The organism is Burkholderia sp. MSh2 (genome assembly GCF_000731655.1).
Taxonomy (GTDB): Bacteria; Pseudomonadota; Gammaproteobacteria; order Burkholderiales; family Burkholderiaceae; genus Burkholderia; species Burkholderia paludis.
In genome coordinates this window covers 44,792-67,521 of record NZ_JPGM01000042.1, presented here as the reverse complement: position 1 = coordinate 67,521, position 22,730 = coordinate 44,792, and the positions used below count along the sequence as shown (strand labels likewise).

The following is a 22,730-nucleotide window of genomic DNA, read 5'->3' as shown; positions in this document are numbered from 1 at the left end:
TGACACGCAGATGGTACAGAAAGTAGCATCTGCGCGGTGATGTTATTTAGTAACATCAGGCTTCGCATCCTTTTCGACAGATGAATACGTCCGCCACTCCGACCGTTCCGCTCGCGACCGAGCCCCATCCGGCTCCGGCGGTCGCGCCGGTCCTCGACATCGTCGCGCGGATCGCCGAATGCGCGCCCGAGTTGCGCGAAGCCGAGCGCAAGGTCGCCGCGTTCATCCTCGCGGATCTGGCGCGCGCCGCGCATGCGAGCATCGGGGCGCTCGCGCGCGACGCGGAGGTCAGCGTCGCGACGGTCACGCGTTTCGCGAAAGCCGTCGGCTGCCGCGACGTGCGCGAACTGAAGGTGCTGGTCGCGCAGGCGGCGGCGGTCGGCCAGCGCTTTCTCGTGCCCACCGACGATACGCCCGCGCAGGATGCGAGCCCCGCGTCGATGGTCTACGACGAGATCCGCCTGGCGCTCGCGCACAACCACCAGCTGCTGCGCAACACATCGTTCGACGCGGCGGCCGACCTGCTCGCCGGCGCGAAGATGATCTACGTGTACGGGCAGGGCGGCGGCTCGACCGCGCTTGCCGACGAGCTGCGCTTCCGGCTCGTGCGCTTCGGCCGGCCGGTCGCGAGCTACCAGGACAGCGTGCTGCAGCGCATGGTGGCCGCGACGCTGTCGCGCGACGCCGTCGTCGTCGCGCTGTCGGTGAGCGGGCGCGTGCCCGAGCTGCTCGAGAGCTGCCGGCTCGCGAAGCGCTACGGCGCGAAGCTGATCGCGATCACCGCGCCGGCCTCGCCGCTCGCGAAGCTGGCCGACCACCTGATCCCGGTCGTCGCGTTCGAAACCGATTTCATTTACAAGCCGTCGACGTCGCGCTACGCGATGATGATGGCGATCGACGTGCTCGTGACCGGAGTCGCATTGCGGCTCGGCGATGCGGGCCGAGAATCGCTGCGCCGCATCAAGCACGCGCTCGATGCGCATCGCGGCGGCGGAGACCGTCAACCGGTAGGAGACTGACCATGCATTCGCATCCCGAAGCCGCCGATACCCTGATCGTCGGCGCGCAGCTTTACGACGGTACCGGCGCGCCGCCCGTCACGCGCGACGTCGCGATCCGCAACGGCGTGATCGCGGCGATCGGCAACCTGTCGAACTGGCTTGCCGAGAACGTCGTCGATGCGAACGGGCGCGCGCTCGCGCCGGGCTTCGTCGACGTGCACACGCACGACGATACCCACGTGATCCGCGCGCCGCAGATGGTGCCGAAGATCTCGCAGGGCGTGACGACCGTGATCGTCGGCAACTGCGGGATCAGCGCATCGCCGGTGACGCTCGCGGGCGATCCGCCCGACCCGATGAACCTGCTCGGCGAGCGCGGCGCGTTCCAGTACCCGACCTTCGCCGATTACGTCGCGGCCGTGAACGACGCGCGTCCGGCCGTGAACGTCGCGGCGCTCGTCGGCCATACGGCGCTGCGCAACAACCAGATGGACCGCCTCGACCGCGCAGCGACCGACGGCGAGATCGCCGGGATGCGCGCACAGCTCGAGGAGGCGCTCGCGAACGGCGCGCTCGGCCTGTCGTCGGGCCTCGCGTATGGCTCCGCGTTCGCGGCGCCGACCGAAGAGGTGATGGCGCTCGCCGAGCCGCTCGCGAACGCCGGCGCGCTGTATACGACGCACATGCGGACCGAGTTCGACGCGATCCTCGACGCGATGGAAGAGGCCTACCAGGTCGGCCGCCATGCGCGCGTGCCGGTCGTGATCTCGCACCTGAAGTGCGCCGGCCCGTCGAACTGGGGGCGCAGCGCCGAAGTGCTCGCGTCGCTCGAAGGCGCGCGCCGCTACCAGCCGGTCGGCTGCGACTGCTATCCGTACAGCCGCAGCTCGTCGACGCTCGACCTGAAGCAGGTGACGGGCGACATCGACATCACGATCACGTGGTCGGAGCCGCACCCGGAAGTGGCGGGCAAGCTGCTGAAGGCGATCGCGGCCGACTGGGGCGTGACCGAGCAGGAAGCCGCGCAGCGCATCCGCCCGGCGGGCGCGGTGTACCACAACATGTCCGAGGAGGATGTGCGCCGGATCCTGTCGCATCCCGCGACGATGGTCGGCTCCGACGGCCTGCCGAACGATCCGCTGCCGCACCCGCGGCTGTGGGGCGCGTTCCCGCGCGTGCTCGGCCACTACGTGCGCGACACGAACCTGCTGCCGCTCGAGGAGGCGATCCGCAAGATGACGTCGCTGTCCGCGCGTCGCTATGGCATCGCACGGCGCGGCGAGGTGCATGTGGGCTTCCACGCGGACCTCGTGCTGTTCGACCCGGCGCACGTGATCGACGCCGCGACCTTCGAGAAGCCGCAGCAGCCCGCGCACGGGATCGACGCCGTGTGGGTGAACGGCGTACTGACCTACGAGAACGGCCAGCCGACCGGCGAGCGCGCCGGCGGCTTCGTCGCGCGCGGCGAGCGCGTGCCGGCGAGTGCCGACGCCGCGTTCTGAGCGCGGTTGTTGTTCCGATCTGCCGCGCGCGCCGTCGTCGGTGCGCGCATCCGCAACCGTGCGTTGCATGGGCCGGAGCCGGCGCGGACGCGTCGGCTCCGGTCGACCCACAAGGAGTGAAACGATGAAGCGATATGGCGTAGGCGAAGCGAAGGGGACGGGCGGCCAGGTGATGCCGTTCGCACGCGCGGTCGAGGCCGACGGCTGGTTGTACGTGTCGGGCCAGACGCCGATGGTGAATGGCGAGGTCGTCGAAGGCGGCATCGTCACGCAGTCGAAGCAGACGATCGAGAACGTGATCGCGATCCTGAAGGAAGCCGGCTACGGCCTCGAGCACGTCGTGCGCTGCGGCGTGTGGCTCGACGACGCGCGCGATTTCGCGTCGTTCAACAAGGTGTTCGTGTCGTACTTCGGCGAGCATCCGCCGGCACGCGCGTGCGTGCAGTCGAGCATGGTCATCGACTGCAAGGTCGAGGTCGATTGCATCGCGTACAAGGCGCCGGCGAAGTAACGCGGCGAGGGCGAATTGTGGTGTGACGAGGCTGGCGCGTTGGTGTGCGCCGGCCTCGTTGCGTTATGGGAGAGTCGAGGTGTGGACGAGAGCGATCGGCGAGCGGATGGACGGAGGGTGTTCAGATAAAGACGGGTTGAAGCGAGGTATGAACCGCGCCAGAGTTTTGCAGTGCGTAACGAAGTTTTTCCAATCGGGCGCCACGTGACACGCTTGTCTGGCGGGCTGCGACAGCGATCGGCGCGGGTACGTGGCACGATCATCAGGTACAACCGCCTTTCAAACCACTGGGCAAGGTGTTTTGATGGAAAACGTGCGTTCGGGCGAGATCGAGGACTTCGTCAGATCTGAGATAGGGCTTGGCAAATCGATGCCGCTATCCGCTGCCACGAGGCTTTTTGAGGACCTTGGCCTGACCGGCAACGAAGCCAGTGATTTCATGGGTGATTTTTTGAGCGCTTTTCCATCGATTCCGGCGACTTCGATTTTCACCAGTAATTCCTGATGGAGGGCGAGGCGGGGCTCTATTCGTTGTTCCGGAAATGGGCGCTTCAGAAACCGCACGATCTCAAACGGGAATCGATCACGTTGGCGATGCTTTACCGCGCGGCGCTCGAACGGAAATGGAATGCCGGGCGACTGGCCGGGCTATCGTGAAACGCCCGGCGAGCGGTCGAGCACGACCGGGGCGGCGGAAAGCTTGCTGCGATATGACGTAATCAAACCGTGAGGTATTGGATGCTGTCGATTGATTTCAACGGGATGGTTGTTAGTCCGCACGTAGTGCGGCCCCGAAAAGTTCAGATCGAGCGCGGTGCGATGCAGCGGATCAGCGGGATTATCGTCCATCAAACGGGTGGACAAACGGCGGCTTCTGCGCTCAATAGCTATCAGAATGCGTCTGCTAACGGCGCGCATTTCTTGATCGAAAAAGACGGAACGATTTACCAGACGGCGTCTTTGAAGAAGCAGACTTGGCACGTTGGCCGAATCAAGGCGCGCTGTGTTGCCGAAATGCGCTGCACGCCAGTCGAACTGAAGCAACTCCGCCGTTTTGACCCGCGTGGCGAAAACCAGCGGGAGATGCGCAAGTCGGTCCCGGATCGTTACCCTTCCAATACAGACAGCATCGGCGTGGAATTGGTCGGTGAAGCTCTACCGCTCAATGAACCCAACCCTGATCGACGAACCTACGTCGCGGCACCGGAGGCGCAGAATGACTCGCTTCGATGGCTCGTTCACGAACTTTCGGTAACGCTGAACGTTCCGATGGCAGAGGTTTTTCGCCACCCGACAGTATCGCGGAAGAACCGGACGGAGGCGGCGAGGGTGCAATGGTGATTCGGATTGCAGTTCTAATGTCGGCGCTGTTCCTCAGCCACAGTGCGGTTGCGGGCAGCCTGTCCGATAGGGGGGCGCCCGGCGGGGCAGTACCCGTTGTCGGGCCAGAGTCAGTCGAAATCGTGACGAACGGTGCGTGGTCGGCTGACATCAGCGGGGACGAAACGGCAGACATGTGTCGTACGTTCGTTCTCAGGCGGGCCGATGTCAGCGCATTTTTCAAGCGTGCGAGCCGCGTAACGGAACGGACATACGGCCATGATCTCGACGCAGCGAATTGCTATGCCGAAGGCAAGGCGCGTCTCGCGGAGGGCGGCACGGCGAAATGGCAGATAGACCAAGCAAGACGCGGCTTCATTTCGATGCCCGATGGTCGAACTATCTACCTGTACTGTCCGAAGTGCCGAGCCGATGTGTTCGCGCCGAATTAGAAAGACGCTTCTTCCGTAAGCATGCGGTGTTGGCGGGCCGCAAAATACCCGCCCGAATCATTCGTTTACTGTCCTGTCCGGGGTGGCGGCCGCGCGTTGCCAATGGCGAACGGCGGCGGCCACCCATCGCCGTCACTGCCGCGCGTTGCGCGCGTTGTCGGGCATCGGCTGGTTGTAGTTGGTGCGGAACGGGTTGATGTCGAGCCCGCCGCGGCGCGTGTAGCGCGCATACACCGCGAGCTTCACCGGTTTGCACGCATGCAGGATGTCGAGGAAGATCCGCTCGACGCACTGCTCGTGAAAGCCCGTGTGGTTGCGGAACGAGATGATGTAGCGCAGCAGGCCGGCATGATCGATCTGCGGCCCGACATAATGGATCTGCACACTGCCCCAGTCGGGCTGGCCGGTGACCGGGCAGTTCGAGCGCAGCAGGTCGGACACGAGCGTCTCCTCGACCGGCGCTTCGTCCTCGGCCGCCGACAGCAGCGACGGATCGGGTTCGTACACGTCGGTGTCGAGGTCGAGCCGGTCGAGCGACAGCCCGTCGAGCTCGTCCATCTCCAGCTTGCCGAAATCGTGCGGCGACACGAGCTGCACGGACACGGTCGCGCCGCACGCGGCCGACACGTCGCGCTTCAGCGTGTCGCGCACCGCGTCGATCGAGTCGAACTTCGTTTGCGCGAACGAGCCGAGATACAGCTTGAACGACTTCGATTCGACGATGTTCGGCGATTCGGCCGGCACGTAGAAGGTCGCCACCGCGATCTGCGGCTTGCCGCGCGCGTTGAGCCACGACAGCTCGTAGGCGTTCCAGATGTCGGTGCCGAAGAACGGCAGCGCCGCCGCGATGCCGAGCTGGTCGCGCGCGCCGGCGCGCGGGATCGGGAACAGCAGCGATGCGTCGTATTGCGCGGCGTAGACGGTGGCCTTGCCGAGCGGGGAGTGTTCGGGATTCATGCGTACGCCTTTACGACAGGAAGAGGCGGTAAGCCGGGTTGGCGCTTTCCTCGACATACGGATAGCCGAGCGCCGCGAGGAAGCGTTCGAATTCGGCGCGATCGGCCTGCGGCACCTGCAGCCCGACGAGGATCGAGCTGTAGTCCGCGCCCTGGTTGCGGTAGTGGAACAGGCTGATGTTCCAGTCCGGCGCCATCGACGACAGGAACTTCATCAGCGCGCCCGGCCGTTCCGGGAATTCGAAGCGGAACAGGCGCTCGTCGTGCGCGAGCGGCGAGTGGCCGCCGACCATGTAGCGGATGTGTTCCTTCGACAGCTCGTCGTGCGTCAGGTCGGCGGTCCTGAAACCGTGCGACTCGAAGTTCGCGGCGATCTCGGCCGATTCGCCGCGGCGGCGGATCTGCACGCCGACGAAGATGTGCGCGGCCTGCGCATCGGCGATCCGGTAGTTGAACTCGGTGACGTTGCGATCGCCGACGAGCGAGCAGAAGCGCTTGAAGCTGCCGCGCTCCTCGGGGATCGTGACGGCGAACACGGCTTCGCGCGCCTCGCCCACTTCCGCGCGTTCGGCGACGAAGCGCATCCGGTCGAAGTTCATGTTCGCGCCGGACGTGACCGCGACGAGCGTCTGGTTTTCGATCCCGTCGCGTTCCGCGTAGAGCTTCGCGCCCGCGACCGCAAGCGCGCCGGACGGCTCGAGCACGCTGCGCGTGTCCTGGAAGACGTCCTTGATCGCCGCGCACAGGGCGTCGGTGTTGACCGTCACGACGCCGTCGAGGTACTCGCTGCAGAGCCGGAAGGTTTCCTCGCCGACCAGCTTCACGGCGGTGCCGTCCGCGAACAGGCCGACTTCGCTCAGTTCGACGCGCTTGCCGGCTTCCAGCGATTGCGCCATCGCGCACGAATCCTCGGCCTGCACGCCGATCACCTTGATCTCCGGCCGTACCGCCTTCACGTATGCGGCCACGCCGGACGCGAGCCCGCCGCCGCCGATCGGCACGAAGATCGCGTGGATCGGGCCCTGGTGCTGGCGCAGGATCTCCATGGCGATCGTGCCCTGGCCGGCGATCACGTACGGATCGTCGAACGGGTGGACGAACGTGAGGCCGCGCGCTTCCTGCACCTTGACCGCGTGCGCGTACGCGTCGCTGTACGATTCGCCCGCCTGGATCACCTCGACGCTCGGGCCGCCGTGCGCGCGCACCGCATCGACCTTCACCTGCGGCGTCGTGACCGGCACGACGATCACGGCCTTGACGCCCATCCGGGCCGCCGAGAACGCAACTCCTTGCGCGTGGTTGCCGGCCGACGCCGTGATCACGCCGCGCGCGAGCGCGTCGGCCGGAATGTGCGCCATCTTGTTGTACGCGCCGCGCAGCTTGAACGAGAACACCGGCTGGTTGTCCTCGCGCTTCAGGTACACGGCATTGCGCAGCCGGGCCGACAGGTTGCGGGCGGGTTCGAGTTCCGTCTCGATCGCGACGTCGTAGACGCGCGCGGTAAGGATTTTCTTCAGGTAATCGTGGGATGCCATGGGCGCTCGCGTGCAGTGCGGAAGCAGACGGTAAAGGATCAATGATAGCGCCAAGGGTCCGTCCGCACGCAAGCGGCATGCCCGGGCGAGCGGCCGCGGGGCCGCGCGAGCGGGGCGCCGGCCCGCCGGGCGGCCCTTTTTTACCGGTTTAACCGCGCGGTTACCGACCGGCCGGCCGGCGAATGGCCGTACGAAACCGCGCCGAACCAGGCCTGGCGCGGCTCGCGGCGATAGCCCCACGACCTGTCCGACGTGCCACGCATGGCCCGATCATGGGTTAGAATTCCGTTTTGAATCAAGGATCGGAAGATGCAGAGGCACCCTCGGATCGCCCAGTTGAAGCCGACGCCGCGCGCAGCCACCCCCGCGGCGGAACGGCATGCGCGCCGCGCGCGATCGTGCTGATGGTTCCGAGTGCCGCCAGGCCCTGTCGCCGGCCAGGAGGGGCGGGTCGCCCGCTCCGGCCCCAAGAAGGACAGCCGAGCGCCTGGTAACAGAACAGATTTCCCCAAGATTGCGCCCACGCGCTTGCCGACGCCCGTGCACGGTGTATCGGCCTTCCGAGTCGTCCGAACATGAACGCACCACAAGTTTTCGATCCGCATGGCGCGGCCGCCGCCGTCGCCGCCGACCCCGCGCCCCGCTTGCGCGAGATTCCCTACAACTACACGTCCTTTTCCGATCGCGAGATCGTGATCCGCCTGCTCGGCGCGGAGGCGTGGTCGGTGCTCGACGAATTGCGCGCCGAGCGCCGTACGGGACGCTCGGCACGGATGCTGTATGAAGTGCTCGGCGACATCTGGGTCGTGCGCCGCAATCCGTACCTGCAGGACGACCTGCTCGACAACCCGAAGCGCCGCGCGCTGCTGATCGAGGCGCTGAATCACCGCCTGACCGAGATCGGCAAGCGCCGCAACACCGATCTGTCCGAACATCGTGACGACGCGGGTCGCGAGCGCGCGCTGCGCGTCGAGATGCTCGAAACCGCCGCGCAGCGCGCGGTCGACGATTTCGCCGACGAATTCGAGAAGATGGCCGACCTGCGCCGCCGCGCGACCAAGGCGCTCGGCCGCTGCACGCAGAAGGACAACATCCGCTTCGACGGGCTGTCGCGCGTGTCGCACGTGACCGACGCAACCGACTGGCGCGTCGAATATCCTTTCGTCGTGCTGACGCCCGATACCGAAGCCGAGATCGCGGCGCTGATCAAGGCCTGCTTCGAACTCGGCCTGACCGTGATCCCGCGTGGCGGCGGTACCGGCTACACGGGCGGCGCGGTGCCGCTGACGCCGTTTTCCGCGGTGATCAATACCGAGAAGCTCGAACAGCTCGGCGCGGTCGAGCTGACCGAGCTGCCCGGCGTCGCGCACAAGGTGCCGACGATCTTCTCCGGCGCGGGCGTCGTCACGCGCCGCGTGACCGAGGCGGCCGAAGCGGCCGGCTACGTGTTCGCGGTCGATCCGACCTCGCTCGACGCGTCGTGCATCGGCGGCAACGTCGCGATGAACGCGGGCGGCAAGAAGGCCGTGCTGTGGGGCACCGCGCTGGACAACCTGGCCTGGTGGCGGATGGTCGATCCGGACGGCAACTGGCTCGAAGTCACGCGCCACGAGCACAATCAGGGCAAGATCCACGACATCGCGGTCGCGCGTTTCGAGCTGAAGTGGTTCGACGGCGCGTGCGCGCCGGGCGAGAAGCTGCTGCGCACCGAGATGCTCGAGATCGAAGGCCGCCGGTTCCGCAAGGAAGGGCTCGGCAAGGACGTGACCGACAAGTTCCTCGCCGGCCTGCCGGGCGTGCAGAAGGAAGGCTGCGACGGGCTGATCACGTCCGCGCGCTGGGTGCTGCACAAGATGCCCGCGCACACGCGCACCGTCTGCCTCGAGTTCTTCGGCCAGGCGCGCGAGGCGATCCCGAGCATCGTCGAGATCAAGGATTACCTGTTCGAAACGTCGAAGCAGGGCGGCGCGATCCTCGCGGGCCTCGAGCACCTCGACGAGCGCTACCTGCGCGCGGTCGGCTACGCGACCAAGAGCAAGCGCAACGCGTTCCCGAAGATGGTGCTGATCGGCGACATCGTCGGCGACGATGCCGACGCGGTGGCGCAGGCCACCTCCGAAGTGATCCGGATGGCGAACGGCAAGAGCGGCGAAGGCTTCGTCGCGGTCAGCGCGGAGGCGCGCAAGCGCTTCTGGCTCGATCGCAGCCGCACGGCCGCGATCGCGAAGCACACGAACGCGTTCAAGATCAACGAGGACGTCGTCATCCCGCTGAACCGGATGGGTGAGTACACCGACGGCATCGAGCGGATCAACATCGAGCTGTCGCTGAAGAACAAGCTGCAGCTCGTCGACGCGCTCGAAGCGTTCTTCCGCGGCGGCAACCTGCCGCTCGGCAAGACCGACGACGCGAACGAGATCCCGAGCGCCGAGCTGCTCGAGGATCGCGTGCAGCAGGCGCTGGAATTGCTCAAGCGCGTGCGCGCGCGCTGGGAATTCGTGCGCGACCGGCTCGACCAGCCGCTGCGCGAGGCGCAGCACTACCTCGTCCAGCTCGGCTACGAGGCGCTCGCCGAGAAATTCGCCGACCGCGCCGACGAGCAGCCGGGCGCGACCGTGTTCCACATCGCGCAGGACCGCACGGTCCGCATCTCGTGGAAGCAGGAGATCCGCGCGGAGCTGCGCGCGATCTTCAACGGCGGCGCGTTCAAGCAGATCCTCGACGAGGCGCAGGCAATCCACAAGCGCGTGCTGCGCGGCCGCGTGTTCGTCGCGCTGCACATGCACGCGGGCGACGGCAACGTCCACACCAACCTGCCGGTCAACTCCGACAACTACGAGATGCTGCAGGACGCGCACGCGGCGGTGGCGCGCATCATGACGCTCGCGCGCTCGCTCGACGGCGTGATTTCCGGCGAGCACGGCATCGGCATCACGAAGCTCGAGTTCCTGACCGACGACGAGATCGCCGAATTCCGCGCGTACAAGCGCCGTGTCGACCCGAACGGCCGCTTCAACAAGGGCAAGCTGCTCGACGGCGCGGATCTTCGCAACGCGTACACGCCCAGCTTCGGCCTGATGGGCTACGAATCGCTGATCATGAAGCAGTCCGACATCGGCGCGATCGCCGATTCGGTGAAGGACTGCCTGCGCTGCGGCAAGTGCAAGCCGGTGTGCGCGACCCACGTGCCGCGCGCGAACCTGCTGTACAGCCCGCGCAACAAGATCCTCGCGACCTCGCTGCTGGTCGAGGCGTTCCTGTACGAGGAGCAGACGCGCCGCGGCGTGTCGATCAAGCACTGGGACGAGTTCAACGACGTGGCCGACCACTGCACGGTGTGCCACAAGTGCGCGACGCCGTGCCCGGTGAAGATCGACTTCGGCGACGTCACGATGAACATGCGCAACCTGTTGCGCAAGATGGGCAAGAAGAAGTTCAACGCCGGCAATGCGGCGGGCATGTTCTTCCTGAACGCGACCAACCCGCAGACGATCAACCTCGCGCGCGGCGCGATGATGGGCGTCGGCTACAAGGTGCAGCGCTTCGCGAACGACATGCTGAAGAAGGTCGTGACGAAGCAGACGCAGCACCCGCCGGCGACGGTCGGCAAGCCGCCCGTGGTCGAGCAGGTGATCCACTTCGTCAACAAGAAGATGCCGGGCAACCTGCCGAAGAAGACGGCGCGCGCGCTGCTCGACATCGAGGACAACAAGATCGTGCCGATCATCCGCAACCCGAAATCGACGACCGTCGATTCGGAGGCGGTGTTCTACTTCCCGGGCTGCGGCTCCGAGCGCCTGTTCTCGCAGGTCGGCCTCGCGACGCAGGCGATGCTGTGGGAAGCCGGCGTGCAGACCGTGTTGCCGCCGGGCTACCTGTGCTGCGGTTATCCGCAGCGCGGCTCGGGCCAGTACGACAAGGCCGATAAGATCGTCACCGACAACCGCGTGCTGTTCCACCGGGTCGCGAACACGCTGAACTACCTCGACATCAAGACGGTGGTCGTGTCGTGCGGTACCTGCTACGACCAGCTCGCCGGCTATGAATTCGACAAGATCTTCCCGGGCTGCCGGATCATCGACATCCACGAGTTCCTGCTCGAGAAAGGGATGAAGCTCGATGGCGTGACGGGCACGCGCTACATGTATCACGACCCGTGCCACACGCCGATCAAGACGATCGACCCGGTCAAGCTCGTCAACGAGCTGATGGGCGCGGAGAAGGACGGCTACAAGATCGAGAAGAACGAGCGCTGCTGCGGCGAATCGGGCACGCTCGCGGTCACGCGCCCGGACATATCGACGCAGGTTCGCTTCCGCAAGGAAGAGGAGATCCGCAAGGGTGCCGCGAAGCTGCGCAGCATCCCGGTCGTGGCCGGCAACGCGCCGGCGCCGGCTGCCGCGGCCGCGAACGGCCCGGACGTGAAGATCCTGACGAGCTGCCCGTCGTGCCTGCAGGGCCTGTCGCGCTACGGCGAGGACGCGAACCTCGAGGCCGACTACATCGTGGTCGAGATCGCGCGCCAGGTGCTCGGCGAGAACTGGATGGCCGACTATGTCGCACGTGCGAACCATGGCGGGATCGAGCGCGTGCTGGTCTAATGCGGGCATGACGACCGCCCGACCGGGCTGGGGATGAGCGGGCGCCGGCGCAATCGCGCCGGCGCCCGTCCACATGGGAGCGACGATGGAATGCGTGTTTTGCCGTGAAGACGGCGGCGAGGTGCTCTGGCAGGACGACGCGCTGCGTGTCGTCCTGGCGACGGGCGAGCACGAGTACCCGGGCTTCTGCCGGGTGATCTGGGGCGCGCACGTGGCCGAATTCTCCGATCTCGGCGAGCCTGAGCGGGAACACCTGATGCGCGTGGTGTATGCGGTCGAGCGGGCCGTGCGCCGCGTGATGCAGCCGAACAAGGTGAATCTCGCGAGCCTCGGCAACATGGTGCCGCACGTGCACTGGCACGTGATTCCGCGCTTCTCGAACGACGCCCATTTTCCGCAGCCCGTATGGGCGCCCCGCCAGCGCAGCGTGTCCGAGGCGCTGCTGCGCTCGCGCGCCGCGCAGGCCTCGCTGCTGCACAATGCGGTGCGCGAGGAAATTCAACGCCTGACCGATTCGAGGCAGCCATGAGCGGTTTGACTTCCACGACGCCGATTCCGTCCGGCGTCGTCGTGCACGCGGTGTCGCGCGTGCTCGAATTGCAGTACCCGAACGGCGACAGCTACCGGATTCCGTTCGAGCTGATGCGCGTCTATTCGCCGTCGGCCGAGGTGCGCGGCCACGGGCCCGGCCAGGAGACGCTGCAGACGGGCAAGCGCGAGGTGACGATCACCGCGCTCGAGGGCGTGGGCAACTACGCGCTGCAGCCGACGTTTTCCGACGGTCATTCGACCGGCATCTATTCGTGGGACCTGCTGTTCGAGCTGGCGACGCAGCAGGACGCGCTGTGGCGCGACTATTTCGACAAATTGAAGGCGGCGGGCGTCGAGCGTGACGCCCCGATGCCGGCGGCGAGTGCGTCGCACGGCCACTGCCACTGAAATCGACGGCGCCCGTTCGGCGCCGTCTTGCCATTTACTGAGGATCAACGCGATGAGCAAAACCCACTTCGGCTTCGAAAGCGTCGAGGAAAACGAAAAAGCGAAGAAAGTGGCGGGGGTGTTCCATTCGGTCGCGAGCAACTACGATCTGATGAACGACCTGATGTCGGCGGGCATGCACCGCGCGTGGAAGGCGTTCACGATCGCGCAGGCGAACGTGCGCCCCGGCTTCAAGGTGCTCGACATCGCGGCCGGCACCGGCGACCTGACCCGGTCGTTCGCGAAGGCGGCCGGGCCGACGGGCGAGGTCTGGCACACGGACATCAACGAATCGATGCTGCGCGTCGGCCGCGACCGGCTGATCGACAAGGGGATCGTGACGCCGTCGCTGCTGTGCGACGCCGAGAAAATTCCCTTTCCGGACAACTACTTCGACATCGTCACGGTTGCGTTCGGGCTGCGCAACATGACGCACAAGGATGCCGCGCTGGCCGAAATGCGCCGCGTGACGAAGCCCGGCGGCCGCGTGATGGTGCTGGAATTCTCGAAAGTCTGGGATCCGCTGAAAAAAGCGTACGATCTGTATTCTTTCAAAGTATTACCGTGGCTTGGCGACAAGTTCGCGAAAGATGCTGAAAGTTACCGGTATCTTGCTGAATCTATCCGGATGCACCCCGATCAGGACACGCTGAAGACGATGATGGAACAAGCGGGCCTCGACGCTGTCAAATATTACAATTTGTCAGGTGGCGTGGTAGCTTTACACCTCGGAACCAAGTACTAAGGGGTTCTTTCCATACATTTGTCTTACATCTGGAGAAGCTGATGTCCGAAACGCGTTCGTTGTTCAACCGTAGCAAGCCGTCGAAGCCGTGGGCTCGACGGGTCGGCACGTTGCTGATGGTCGGCCTGCTCACGGCCGGCACGTTCGCATCGCTCGACGCCGAAGCCAAGCGCGTGGGCGGCGGGCGCAGCATCGGCCGCCAGAATTCCACGGTCACGCAGCGCCAGGCCACGCCGCCCGCGCAGCAGCCGATGCAGCAGGCCGCGCCGTCGCAGGCGCAGCGTGCGAATCCGGCCGCACCCGCACCGGCCGCGCAGCCCAACCGCTCGCGCTGGCTCGGGCCGATCGCCGGCCTCGCGGCCGGTCTCGGCATCGCGGCGCTGCTGTCGCACTTCGGCCTCGGCGAGGCGTTCGCCGGCATGATGTCGAACATCATCGTGATCGCGCTGCTCGCGATGGTCGGCATCTGGCTGGTCCGCAAGTTCATGAATCGCCGTCGTCCGCAGGAGCCGGCTTACTCGGTCGGCGGCTCGGCATCGTCGTCGGGCAGCTATTCGCAAGGCCCGTCGTTCCAGCAGGGCGGCTCCGGCGGCAACTACGCGGGCAGCGGCAGCAGCTACGCGAACGAGGCGCAAGGCGTGTTCGGCGGCGGTGCCGCTGCCGCCGGCGCGGCTGCTGCTGCGGCAGCGCCGCTCCAGGTGCCGGCCGGCTTCGACACCGAGGCGTTCCTGCGCAGCGCGAAAGTCTATTTCGTGCGCCTGCAGGCCGCATGGGACCAGGGCAACCTGACCGACATCCGCGAGTTCACGACGCCCGAAATGTTCGCCGAGATCAAGATCGACCTCGATTCGCGCGGCGCCGAATCGAACCAGACCGACGTCGTGCAGCTCGAAGCGGAACTGGTCGCGATCGAGGACCGCGGCATCGAGCAGTCGGCGAGTGTACGTTTCCACGGCCTGATCCGCGAATCGGCGAATGCGTCGGCCGCGCCGTTCGACGAAGTGTGGAACCTGTCGAAGTCGGGCAGTCAGGGCTGGCTGCTCGCGGGCATCCAGCAGATCAGCACGCACTGAGCGTAAGCGGCGGTTCGCGCCGCCGCTCACCCGGGCGACGGCCGCCGCACTGCGACCGCTTGCCGCCCGGGTGTACGGTCAGGCACGGTCTACCGACGATCCGACGTTACAATAGAAACCCGCGTAGGCGCCCGGCCTGTGCGGGTTTTTTCTTTCCCAGCCCGATGACCTTTGCCGCCAAGCCTTTTGCTGCTGCCGTCAATCACCTGCTCGCCCGCGAATCGTGGGCGCGCGACCGCCTGATTCCCTATGCGGGCAAGACTGCCCGGATCGACGTGCCTCCCGTTACACTCACGCTGCTGGTGCAGCCCGACGGCTATCTCGCGGCCGTCGACGCGCATGACGCGCAACAGGTCGACGTGTCGATCGCGCTTGCGGGCGACACGGTCGCCGCGTTCCTGCAGGGCGGCCAGGCGGCGGTGATGAAGCACGTGAAGATCGAGGGCGACGCCGAGTTCGCGACGCAGATCGCAAAGCTGGCCGAGCATTTGCGCTGGGAACCCGAAGAAGATCTCGCGAAGCTGGTGGGCGACGCGGCGGCATACCGGATCGCGACCGTCGTGCGCGATGCCGGCGCGCGCGCGCGACGTACCGGCCGCAACGTGCTCGATTCCGTCGTCGAATACTGGCTCGACGAGAACCCGCAAGTCGTCCGGCGCGCGTCGCTCGGCGGCTTCGACGCCGAACTGGCGCGCGCGCGCGATGCGCTCGCGCGGGTCGAAAAGCGGGTCGAGCGACTCGAACAAAAAATCGGCGCGCGCGCGGGCTCCGGCTCGCGCGGCGCGCACTGAGGGCCGCAGGGCATGCGCATTTTCCGTTTCATCAAGATTGTCTACACCGTCATCCGCTTTGGTCTCGACGAAGTGATGCTGTCCCGGATCGACGACCGGCGCGTGAAGCTGCTGCTGCGCATCACGACGATCGGCCGCCGTTTTTCCGATCCGCCGGCCGTGCGGTTGCGCCACGCGCTCGAAAGCCTCGGCCCGATCTTCGTGAAGTTCGGCCAGGTGCTGTCGACGCGCCGCGACCTGCTGTCGGTCGATTTCGCGAACGAACTCGCGAAGCTTCAGGACCAGGTGCCGCCGTTCGAATCGGCCGTGGCGATCGGGATCATCGAGAAATCGCTCGGCGCACCGGTCGACGAGCTGTTCGACGAATTCGAGCGCGAGCCGATCGCGAGCGCGTCGATCGCGCAGGTGCATTTCGCGAAGCTCAAGCAGGGCCCGCACGCGGGCAAGTCCGTCGCGGTCAAGGTGCTGCGCCCGAACATGCTGCCGGTGATCGACTCCGATCTCGCGCTGATGCGCGACATCGCGACGTGGACGGAGCGGATGTGGGCCGACGGCCGGCGCCTGAAGCCGCGCGAGGTCGTGGCCGAATTCGACAAGTACCTGCACGACGAGCTCGACCTGATGCGCGAGGCCGCCAACGGCAGCCAGCTGCGCCGCAACTTCGCGGGCCTCGACCTGCTGCTCGTGCCCGAGATGTTCTGGGATTTCTCGACGTCGCAGGTGCTCGTGATGGAGCGCATGACCGGCGTGCCGATCAGCCAGGTCGAGACGCTGCGCTCGGCCGGCGTCGACATCAAGAAGCTCGCGCGCGAAGGCGTCGAGATCTTCTTCACGCAGGTGTTCCGCGACGGCTTCTTCCACGCGGACATGCATCCCGGCAACATCCAGGTGAGCCTCGACCCGAACACGTTCGGCCGCTACATCGCGCTCGATTTCGGGATCGTCGGCGCGCTGTCCGATTTCGACAAGAACTACCTCGCGCAGAACTTCCTCGCGTTCTTCAAGCGCGACTACCATCGTGTCGCGACGCTCCACCTCGAATCGGGCTGGGTACCGCCCGAGACGCGCGTCGAGGAACTCGAAAGCGCGATTCGCGCGGTGTGCGAGCCGTATTTCGACCGTGCGCTGAAGGACATCTCGCTCGGCCAGGTGCTGATGCGCCTGTTCTCGACGTCGCGCCGCTTCAACGTCGAGATTCAGCCGCAACTCGTGCTGCTGCAGAAGACGATGCTGAACGTCGAGGGTCTCGGCCGCTCGCTCGACCCCGAACTCGATCTGTGGAAGACCGCGAAGCCCTACCTCGAGCGCTGGATGACCGAGCAGATCGGCCTGCGCGGCTGGTACGAGCGCTTCAAGGTCGAGGCGCCGCAGTGGAGCAAGACGCTGCCGCAGTTGCCGCGCCTGATCCATCACGCGATGGCGGCGCGCCACGACGCGCCGCGCGCGGCGAGCGAGGACCTGATGCGCCAGATCCTGGTCGAGCAGAAACGGACGAACCGCCTGCTGCAGGCGTTGCTGATCTTCGGCCTCGCCGTTGGCGTCGGCGCGCTCGTCGCGCGCGTGCTGATCGTGCTTGCATACGGCACATGACCGACAGGAGCGGGGCGATGTCCGATCCGAAGCACCCGGCCGCACCGTCGGCCGCCGATTTCACGACGCGCGACCCCGGCGACGCGTCGTTCTGGGACGAGCGCTTCGAGCGCGGCGTGACGCCTTGGGAGTTCGGCGGCGTGCCCGAGGGCTTCCGCGCGTTTGCGCACCGGCGCGCGCCGTGCGCGGTGCTGATTCCGGGCTGCGGCAGCGCGCAGGAGGCCGGGTGGCTCGCGCAGGCGGGCTGGCCCGTGCGCGCGATCGATTTCGCCGCGCAGGCGGTGGCCGTCGCGAAGGCGCAGCTCGGCGCGCAAGCCGGCGTGGTCGAGCAGGCCGATTTCTTTGCGTACCGGCCGCCGTTCGACGTGCAGTGGGTGTACGAGCGCGCGTTCCTGTGCGCGCTGCCGCCCGCGATGCGCGCCGACTACGCTGCGCGCATGGCCGAGCTGCTGCCCGCGGGCGGATGGCTGGCCGGCTACTTCTTCCTGATGGCGAAACCGAAGGGGCCGCCGTTCGGAATCGAGCGGGCCGAACTCGATGCGCTGCTCGCGCCGCATTTCGAGCTGATCGAGGATCTGCCTGTGACCGATTCTCTGCCGGTGTTCGAAGGGCACGAGCGCTGGCTCACGTGGCGCCGCCGCTGATGCGCGGGCGTCGCGGCCATTGCCGGAGCGCGCCGGGGTTTCGGCTATAATTCAAGGTTTTGCAAGCCGTTTCCAGTTTCCGCGGGAAAAATATCATGCCGATCTACGCCTATCGATGCGAAGCGTGTGGTTTCGCGAAGGACGTGCTCCAGAAGATGAGCGACGCGCCGCTGTCCCAGTGCCCGGAGTGCGGGAAGGACGCGTTTCGCAAGCAGGTCACCGCTGCGGGCTTTCAGCTGAAGGGCTCGGGGTGGTATGTCACCGATTTCCGGGGCGGCTCGGGCGGCACCAGCGCCCCGGCGACGGCGGCAGGCGACGCGGCGCCGGCAGGCGCGGCGGACGCCTCGCCCGCAGCGGCCGCGCCGGCTGCTACGAGCAGTTCCGAAAGCACGACGACGAGCGCCGCGCCCGCCCCGGCTGCAGCGCCCGCCGCCGGCAGTTGACCGTCGCGGCCCGGCCGGGCCGCGACCAACCCGCGCCGCCGGCGCGGTTCATTGACGGCAGATGATGAAAAAGACGACCCTGAAATCGGTGTTTCTGACCGGCCTGCTGGTTCTCGTCCCGCTTGCGATCACGCTGTGGGTGCTGGGTCTCATCATCGGGACGATGGACCAGACGCTGCTGCTTCTGCCCGAATCGTGGCAGCCCGAGCGGATGCTCGGCTTCCACCTGCCGGGGATCGGCGCGGTGCTGACGCTCGCGTTCATCTTCGTCGTCGGGCTGGCCACGCGGAACTTCATCGGCCAGAAGCTCGTCACGTGGTGGAATGCGGTCGTGCGCCACATCCCGGTGGTCGGGCCGATCTACACCAGCGTCAAGCAGGTGTCGGACACGCTGCTGTCGAGCAGCGGCAATGCGTTTCGCAAGGCGTTGCTGATCGAATATCCGCGTCGCGGCTCGTATACGATCGCGTTTCTGACCGGTACGCCGGGCGGCGACGTGCTCAATCATCTGACGGAAGAGTATGTGAGCGTCTACATTCCGACGACGCCGAACCCGACGTCGGGCTTCTTCCTGATGCTGCCCAAGAGCGAAGTCATCGAACTCGACATGTCGGTCGATGCCGCGCTCAAGTACATCGTCTCGATGGGCGTGGTGGCGCCCCCGGCGCCGGCTCCTGCGCCTGCCCGCCGCCCCGTCGAGCCGCCGCTGTAAGTAACGAATCATCGCCCGGGCCGCGCGTTGCGGCGCCCGTTGATCAAACCGAACGAAAGCAAACATCATGTCGATGCGTACTGAATACTGCGGTCTCGTGACCGAACACCTGCTGGGCCAAACCGTGTCGCTGTGCGGCTGGGTGCAGCGCCGCCGCGATCACGGCGGTGTGATCTTCATCGACCTGCGCGATCGTGAAGGCCTCGTGCAGGTGGTGTGCGACCCGGATCGCGCGGAAATGTTCGCTACCGCCGAAGGCGTGCGCAACGAGTTCTGCGTGCAGATCAAGGGCCTCGTGCGCAACCGTCCGGAAGGCACGGTCAACGCCGGCCTGAAGAGCGGCAAGATCGAGGTGCTGTGCCACGAACTGAACGTGCTGAACGCATCGGTCACGCCGCCGTTCCAGCTCGACGACGACAACCTGTCGGAAACGACGCGCCTCACGCACCGCGTGCTCGACCTGCGCCGCCCGCAGATGCAGCACAACCTGCGCCTGCGTTACCGCGTCGCGATCGAGGCGCGCAAGTACCTCGACGAGCAGGGCTTCATCGACATCGAAACGCCGATGCTGACGAAGAGCACGCCGGAAGGCGCGCGCGACTATCTCGTGCCGTCGCGCGTGAACGCGGGCCAGTTCTTCGCGCTGCCGCAGTCGCCGCAGCTGTTCAAGCAGCTGCTGATGGTCGCGAACTTCGACCGCTACTACCAGATCACCAAGTGCTTCCGCGACGAAGACCTCCGGGCCGACCGTCAGCCGGAATTCACGCAGATCGACTGCGAAACGTCGTTCCTCGGCGAGCAGGAAATCCGTGACCTGTTCGAGGACATGATCCGTCATATCTTCAAGACGACGATCGACGTCGAGCTCGATGCGACGTTCCCGGTGATGCCGTACTCGGAAGCGATGGCGCGTTTCGGTTCGGACAAGCCCGACCTGCGCGTGCAGCTCGAATTCACCGAGCTGACCGACGCGATGAAGGACGTCGACTTCAAGGTGTTCAGCACGCCGGCCAATGCGAAGGACGGTCGCGTCGCGGCGCTGCGCGTGCCGAAGGGCGGCGAGCTGACGCGCGGCGACATCGACGGCTACACGGAATTCGTGCGCATCTACGGCGCGAAGGGCCTCGCATGGATCAAGGTCAACGAGAAGGCGAAGGGCCGTGACGGCCTGCAGAGCCCGATCGTCAAGAACCTGCACGACGCGTCGATCGCGGCGATCCTCGAGCGCACCGGTGCGGAAGACGGCGACATCATCTTCTTCGCGGCCGATCGCGCGAAGGTCGTCAACGACAGCCTCGGCGCGCTGCGCCTGAAGATCGGTCATTCGGAATTCGGCAAGGCGAACGGTCTGGTCCAGGCCGGCTGGAAGCCGCTGTGGGTCGTCGACTTCCCGATGTTCGAGTACGACGACGAGGATGCGCGCTACGTCGCCGCGCACCACCCGTTCACGAGCCCGAAGGACGAGCACCTCGAGTACCTCGAGACCGATCCGGGCCGTTGCCTCGCGAAGGCCTACGACATGGTGCTGAACGGCTGGGAAATCGGCGGCGGCTCGGTGCGTATCCATCGCGAGGAAGTGCAGAGCAAGGTGTTCCGCGCGCTGAAGATCGGTGCGGAAGAAGCGCAACTGAAATTCGGCTTCCTGCTGGACGCGCTGCAGTACGGCGCGCCGCCGCACGGCGGCATCGCATTCGGCCTCGACCGCATCGTCACGATGATGGCCGGCGCCGACTCGATCCGCGACGTGATCGCCTTCCCGAAGACGCAGCGTGCGCAGGATCTGCTCACGCAGGCGCCGAGCCCGGTCGACGAGCGTCAGCTGCGCGAGCTGCACATCCGTCTGCGTCAGCCGGAGCAGCCGAAGGCGTAACGCGCCGGCACCCCCGGCCGTGTGTGCGGCGACGCGCACACGACGCACATGAAAAAGGCGCTGCGATGCGCCTTTTTCGTTTTTTGCGGTACAGTCGCAGCACTTGCCGCACGTTCGGCGCAGATGCCCCGCGCGCGGCCCCGTGCCGCATGAAACCAAGATGACGAAGCCGCCGAAAATCCCCGAATCCGTTCTCGTCGTGATCTACACGCCCGACCTCGATGTGCTCGTGATCAAGCGTGCCGACCAGCCCGACTTCTGGCAATCGGTGACCGGATCGAAGGACGCTATCGACGAGCCGCTCGCGGTGACCGCCGCGCGCGAAGTGGCCGAGGAAACCGGCATCGCGGTCGGCACGCCGGACCTGCCCGCCGCGGCGCTCGTCGACTGGCGCCACCGGATCGAATACGCGATCTATCCGCAATACCTGCACCGCTATGCACCGGGCGTCACGCGCAACACCGAACACTGGTTCGGCCTGTGCGTGCCGCGTCGCGTCGACGTGACGCTGTCGCCGCGCGAGCATGTCGATCATGCGTGGCTGCCGTTTCGCGAGGCGGCCGCGCGCTGCTTCTCGCCGTCGAACGCCGAGGCGATCCTGCAACTGCCGGTGCGCACGGCACTCGCGCGCGCGCCGCACGGCTCGTCCGCATGACGGCGGAAGCCCGCAAGCGCTTTGCGCAATTGCGGCAGATGTTCCTGCAGGAACGCGGCTCGGCGTCGCGGCTCGCCTTCACGTCGGGCAATACCGTGCGGCTGTGCGAGGGCGGCGGCGAATTCTTCCGCGCATTGATCGAACGGATCGACGCGGCCCGCGAGCAGGTGATGCTCGAAACCTACATCTTCTGTGACGACGCGGCCGGCCGGCCGGTGTCGGACGCGTTGATCCGCGCGGCGCGGCGCGGTGTGCGCGTGCGCGTGATTACCGACGGCATCGGCACCGCGCGCCTGCCGCTGTTCGACACGTGGGAGGGAGCCGGCGTCGAGCACGCCATCTACAACCGCTTCCTGTTCGGCCGCTTCGGCTTCTCGCGCACGCACCGCAAGCTCGCGGTGATCGATCATGCAACCGCGTTCTGCGGCGGCATCAATCTCGTCGACGACTATGCGCAGAACGGCACGACGCTGCCGTTTCCGCGCTGGGACTTCGCGGTCGAGATGTCGGGGCCCGCGGTGTCCGACGTGCGCGCGGCGTTCGAGCTGCAGTGGCACCGGATCCGGTTCGGGCACAAGCCGTATGCGCAGTACGCGGCCGGCCTGCACGGCGGCGAGGCGTTTCCCGACATGTTCCGGCGCTGGATGCGCAGCCATCGCTGGATCAAGGCCGGCGCGCTGCGTGTCGTGACCGAGCCCAGCGTGGCATTCGTCGCGCGCGACAACGTCGTGAACCGCCGCGCGATCGAGAAGGCCTATCTCGCCGCGATCGGCCAGGCGCGCCAGCGGATCCTGCTCGCGAATCCGTACTTCATGCCGGGCCGCAAGCTGCGGCGCGCGCTGACGGGCGCGGCGCGGCGCGGCGTCGACGTGCGGATCCTGATCGGCCGCAATGAATTCGCCGCGCTCGATACGGCCGTGCCGTTCCTCTATCACGCGCTGCTGCGCGCGGGCGTGCGCGTGGCCGAGTACGACAGGACGATGCTGCACGGCAAGGTGGCCGTGATCGACGACAACTGGGCGACGGTCGGCTCGTCGAATCTGGACGCGCTGAGCCTGATGCTGAACAATGAGGCGAACGTCGTGCTGGTGCGCTACGATGCGGTCACGAACGAGCTGCGCGACGCGATCGCGGCGGCGTTCGCCGACGGCCGGGAGATCGACCCCGCCCGCTTCGCCGCGCGCCCGCGCATCGAGCGCATGCTGAACTGGCTCGCCTATACGGCATATCGCGTCGTGATGAAGGCGCTGACGGTCGGCGGTTACGACTGATACCGACTCAGCACTCGCTTCAAAAAATCTGTCCGCACGTTCGTGCGGAAAAGCCGCTCCGGTCCCGCCGGAATCGCGCA

The 22,730-nt window shown here is 66.5% G+C and carries 21 protein-coding genes; 19 read left to right on the top strand and 2 right to left on the bottom strand.

The features are described from left to right. Positions 1–80: 80 nt before the first annotated feature. From GQ57_RS25465 to GQ57_RS25445, 6 genes are all read left to right on the top strand, one after another. Complete coding sequence (locus GQ57_RS25465) at positions 81–1,019, top strand: MurR/RpiR family transcriptional regulator (protein ID WP_031401116.1); 939 nt, start codon at positions 81–83, stop codon at positions 1,017–1,019. Positions 1,020–1,021: 2 nt separating this feature from the next. Continuing rightward, the gene (locus GQ57_RS25460) at positions 1,022–2,503 is read left to right on the top strand and encodes an N-acyl-D-amino-acid deacylase family protein (RefSeq protein WP_034199376.1); all 1,482 of its coding nucleotides are present in this window, start codon (positions 1,022–1,024) and stop codon (positions 2,501–2,503) included. 124 nt (positions 2,504–2,627) lie between these two features. Next, on the top strand, positions 2,628–3,014 hold the full coding sequence (locus tag GQ57_RS25455; protein WP_006751946.1) for a RidA family protein: 387 nt from the start codon (positions 2,628–2,630) through the stop codon (positions 3,012–3,014). A 304-nt stretch (positions 3,015–3,318) separates the two neighbouring features. Further along, a complete protein-coding gene (locus GQ57_RS43845; protein ID WP_235215129.1) occupies positions 3,319–3,519 on the top strand; it encodes a DUF1493 family protein in 201 nt (66 codons plus the stop codon). Positions 3,520–3,752: 233 nt separating this feature from the next. Further along, complete coding sequence (locus GQ57_RS40170; protein ID WP_081896769.1) at positions 3,753–4,355, top strand: peptidoglycan recognition protein family protein; 603 nt, start codon at positions 3,753–3,755, stop codon at positions 4,353–4,355. Between the two features lie 17 nt (positions 4,356–4,372). Then, on the top strand, positions 4,373–4,786 hold the full coding sequence (locus GQ57_RS25445; protein ID WP_152603351.1) for a hypothetical protein: 414 nt from the start codon (positions 4,373–4,375) through the stop codon (positions 4,784–4,786). A 132-nt stretch (positions 4,787–4,918) separates the two neighbouring features. Here the strand turns inward: GQ57_RS25445 and queF are convergent, their stop codons facing one another. Together queF and ilvA are read right to left on the bottom strand one after the other, a co-directional pair. Beyond that, complete coding sequence (gene queF / locus GQ57_RS25440; RefSeq protein WP_031401114.1) at positions 4,919–5,743, bottom strand: NADPH-dependent 7-cyano-7-deazaguanine reductase QueF; 825 nt, start codon at positions 5,741–5,743, stop codon at positions 4,919–4,921. A 10-nt stretch (positions 5,744–5,753) separates the two neighbouring features. After that, complete coding sequence (gene ilvA / locus GQ57_RS25435; protein WP_034199374.1) at positions 5,754–7,277, bottom strand: threonine ammonia-lyase, biosynthetic; 1,524 nt, start codon at positions 7,275–7,277, stop codon at positions 5,754–5,756. A gap of 575 nt (positions 7,278–7,852) precedes the next feature. Between ilvA and GQ57_RS25430 the strand changes: the two genes are divergently transcribed. The 13 genes from GQ57_RS25430 to clsB all read left to right on the top strand — a co-directional run bounded on the left by GQ57_RS25430 (position 7,853) and on the right by clsB (position 22,650). Then, positions 7,853–11,878, top strand: coding sequence for a DUF3683 domain-containing protein (locus GQ57_RS25430; RefSeq protein WP_034199373.1), 4,026 nt, complete (start codon positions 7,853–7,855; stop codon positions 11,876–11,878). An 85-nt stretch (positions 11,879–11,963) separates the two neighbouring features. Then, a complete protein-coding gene (locus tag GQ57_RS25425) occupies positions 11,964–12,407 on the top strand; it encodes an HIT family protein (RefSeq protein WP_031401111.1) in 444 nt (147 codons plus the stop codon). Continuing rightward, the gene (locus tag GQ57_RS25420; protein ID WP_034199372.1) at positions 12,404–12,817 is read left to right on the top strand and encodes a gamma-butyrobetaine hydroxylase-like domain-containing protein; all 414 of its coding nucleotides are present in this window, start codon (positions 12,404–12,406) and stop codon (positions 12,815–12,817) included. Before GQ57_RS25425 ends, GQ57_RS25420 begins: the two co-directional genes overlap by 4 nt. Before the next feature lie 52 nt (positions 12,818–12,869). Then, a complete protein-coding gene (gene ubiE, locus GQ57_RS25415; RefSeq protein ID WP_031401109.1) occupies positions 12,870–13,601 on the top strand; it encodes a bifunctional demethylmenaquinone methyltransferase/2-methoxy-6-polyprenyl-1,4-benzoquinol methylase UbiE in 732 nt (243 codons plus the stop codon). Positions 13,602–13,642: 41 nt separating this feature from the next. After that, complete coding sequence (locus GQ57_RS25410) at positions 13,643–14,674, top strand: Tim44 domain-containing protein (protein ID WP_034199371.1); 1,032 nt, start codon at positions 13,643–13,645, stop codon at positions 14,672–14,674. Positions 14,675–14,838: 164 nt separating this feature from the next. Beyond that, the gene (locus GQ57_RS25405; RefSeq protein WP_031401107.1) at positions 14,839–15,465 is read left to right on the top strand and encodes a ubiquinone biosynthesis accessory factor UbiJ; all 627 of its coding nucleotides are present in this window, start codon (positions 14,839–14,841) and stop codon (positions 15,463–15,465) included. A gap of 12 nt (positions 15,466–15,477) precedes the next feature. After that, positions 15,478–17,055 (top strand): ubiquinone biosynthesis regulatory protein kinase UbiB, encoded by a 1,578-nt coding sequence (gene ubiB, locus GQ57_RS25400; RefSeq protein WP_034199370.1) that lies wholly within the window; start codon positions 15,478–15,480, stop codon positions 17,053–17,055. 17 nt (positions 17,056–17,072) lie between these two features. Continuing rightward, a complete protein-coding gene (locus GQ57_RS25395) occupies positions 17,073–17,699 on the top strand; it encodes a methyltransferase domain-containing protein (protein ID WP_031401105.1) in 627 nt (208 codons plus the stop codon). Positions 17,700–17,794: 95 nt separating this feature from the next. Continuing rightward, positions 17,795–18,142: an FmdB family zinc ribbon protein gene (locus GQ57_RS25390; protein WP_031401104.1), complete on the top strand. Its 348-nt coding sequence runs from the start codon at positions 17,795–17,797 to the stop codon at positions 18,140–18,142. A 61-nt stretch (positions 18,143–18,203) separates the two neighbouring features. After that, positions 18,204–18,854 carry a DUF502 domain-containing protein gene (locus GQ57_RS25385; RefSeq protein ID WP_011353157.1) on the top strand — a complete coding sequence of 217 codons (651 nt, stop codon included), beginning with the start codon at positions 18,204–18,206 and terminating at the stop codon, positions 18,852–18,854. A 67-nt stretch (positions 18,855–18,921) separates the two neighbouring features. Further along, complete coding sequence (gene aspS / locus GQ57_RS25380) at positions 18,922–20,724, top strand: aspartate--tRNA ligase (protein ID WP_031401103.1); 1,803 nt, start codon at positions 18,922–18,924, stop codon at positions 20,722–20,724. A 160-nt stretch (positions 20,725–20,884) separates the two neighbouring features. Then, positions 20,885–21,379, top strand: a complete 495-nt coding sequence (nudB, locus tag GQ57_RS25375; protein ID WP_031401102.1) for a dihydroneopterin triphosphate diphosphatase — start codon at positions 20,885–20,887, stop codon at positions 21,377–21,379. Beyond that, the gene (clsB, locus tag GQ57_RS25370) at positions 21,376–22,650 is read left to right on the top strand and encodes a cardiolipin synthase ClsB (RefSeq protein WP_034199369.1); all 1,275 of its coding nucleotides are present in this window, start codon (positions 21,376–21,378) and stop codon (positions 22,648–22,650) included. Before nudB ends, clsB begins: the two co-directional genes overlap by 4 nt. Positions 22,651–22,730: the final 80 nt, after the last annotated feature.

Excerpts from the sequence above, each read along its gene's own strand:
- GQ57_RS25465 (WP_031401116.1), top strand. The coding sequence starts at position 81 with ATGAATACGTCCGCCACTCCGACCGTTCCGCTCGCGACCGAGCCCCAT.
- GQ57_RS25460 (WP_034199376.1), top strand. The coding sequence starts at position 1,022 with ATGCATTCGCATCCCGAAGCCGCCGATACCCTGATCGTCGGCGCGCAG.
- GQ57_RS25455 (WP_006751946.1), top strand. The coding sequence starts at position 2,628 with ATGAAGCGATATGGCGTAGGCGAAGCGAAGGGGACGGGCGGCCAGGTG.
- GQ57_RS43845 (WP_235215129.1), top strand. The coding sequence starts at position 3,319 with ATGGAAAACGTGCGTTCGGGCGAGATCGAGGACTTCGTCAGATCTGAG.
- GQ57_RS40170 (WP_081896769.1), top strand. The coding sequence starts at position 3,753 with ATGCTGTCGATTGATTTCAACGGGATGGTTGTTAGTCCGCACGTAGTG.
- GQ57_RS25445 (WP_152603351.1), top strand. The coding sequence starts at position 4,373 with ATGTCGGCGCTGTTCCTCAGCCACAGTGCGGTTGCGGGCAGCCTGTCC.
- queF (WP_031401114.1), bottom strand. The coding sequence starts at position 5,743 with ATGAATCCCGAACACTCCCCGCTCGGCAAGGCCACCGTCTACGCCGCG.
- ilvA (WP_034199374.1), bottom strand. The coding sequence starts at position 7,277 with ATGGCATCCCACGATTACCTGAAGAAAATCCTTACCGCGCGCGTCTAC.
- GQ57_RS25430 (WP_034199373.1), top strand. The coding sequence starts at position 7,853 with ATGAACGCACCACAAGTTTTCGATCCGCATGGCGCGGCCGCCGCCGTC.
- GQ57_RS25425 (WP_031401111.1), top strand. The coding sequence starts at position 11,964 with ATGGAATGCGTGTTTTGCCGTGAAGACGGCGGCGAGGTGCTCTGGCAG.
- GQ57_RS25420 (WP_034199372.1), top strand. The coding sequence starts at position 12,404 with ATGAGCGGTTTGACTTCCACGACGCCGATTCCGTCCGGCGTCGTCGTG.
- ubiE (WP_031401109.1), top strand. The coding sequence starts at position 12,870 with ATGAGCAAAACCCACTTCGGCTTCGAAAGCGTCGAGGAAAACGAAAAA.
- GQ57_RS25410 (WP_034199371.1), top strand. The coding sequence starts at position 13,643 with ATGTCCGAAACGCGTTCGTTGTTCAACCGTAGCAAGCCGTCGAAGCCG.
- GQ57_RS25405 (WP_031401107.1), top strand. The coding sequence starts at position 14,839 with ATGACCTTTGCCGCCAAGCCTTTTGCTGCTGCCGTCAATCACCTGCTC.
- ubiB (WP_034199370.1), top strand. The coding sequence starts at position 15,478 with ATGCGCATTTTCCGTTTCATCAAGATTGTCTACACCGTCATCCGCTTT.
- GQ57_RS25395 (WP_031401105.1), top strand. The coding sequence starts at position 17,073 with ATGTCCGATCCGAAGCACCCGGCCGCACCGTCGGCCGCCGATTTCACG.
- GQ57_RS25390 (WP_031401104.1), top strand. The coding sequence starts at position 17,795 with ATGCCGATCTACGCCTATCGATGCGAAGCGTGTGGTTTCGCGAAGGAC.
- GQ57_RS25385 (WP_011353157.1), top strand. The coding sequence starts at position 18,204 with ATGATGAAAAAGACGACCCTGAAATCGGTGTTTCTGACCGGCCTGCTG.
- aspS (WP_031401103.1), top strand. The coding sequence starts at position 18,922 with ATGTCGATGCGTACTGAATACTGCGGTCTCGTGACCGAACACCTGCTG.
- nudB (WP_031401102.1), top strand. The coding sequence starts at position 20,885 with ATGACGAAGCCGCCGAAAATCCCCGAATCCGTTCTCGTCGTGATCTAC.
- clsB (WP_034199369.1), top strand. The coding sequence starts at position 21,376 with ATGACGGCGGAAGCCCGCAAGCGCTTTGCGCAATTGCGGCAGATGTTC.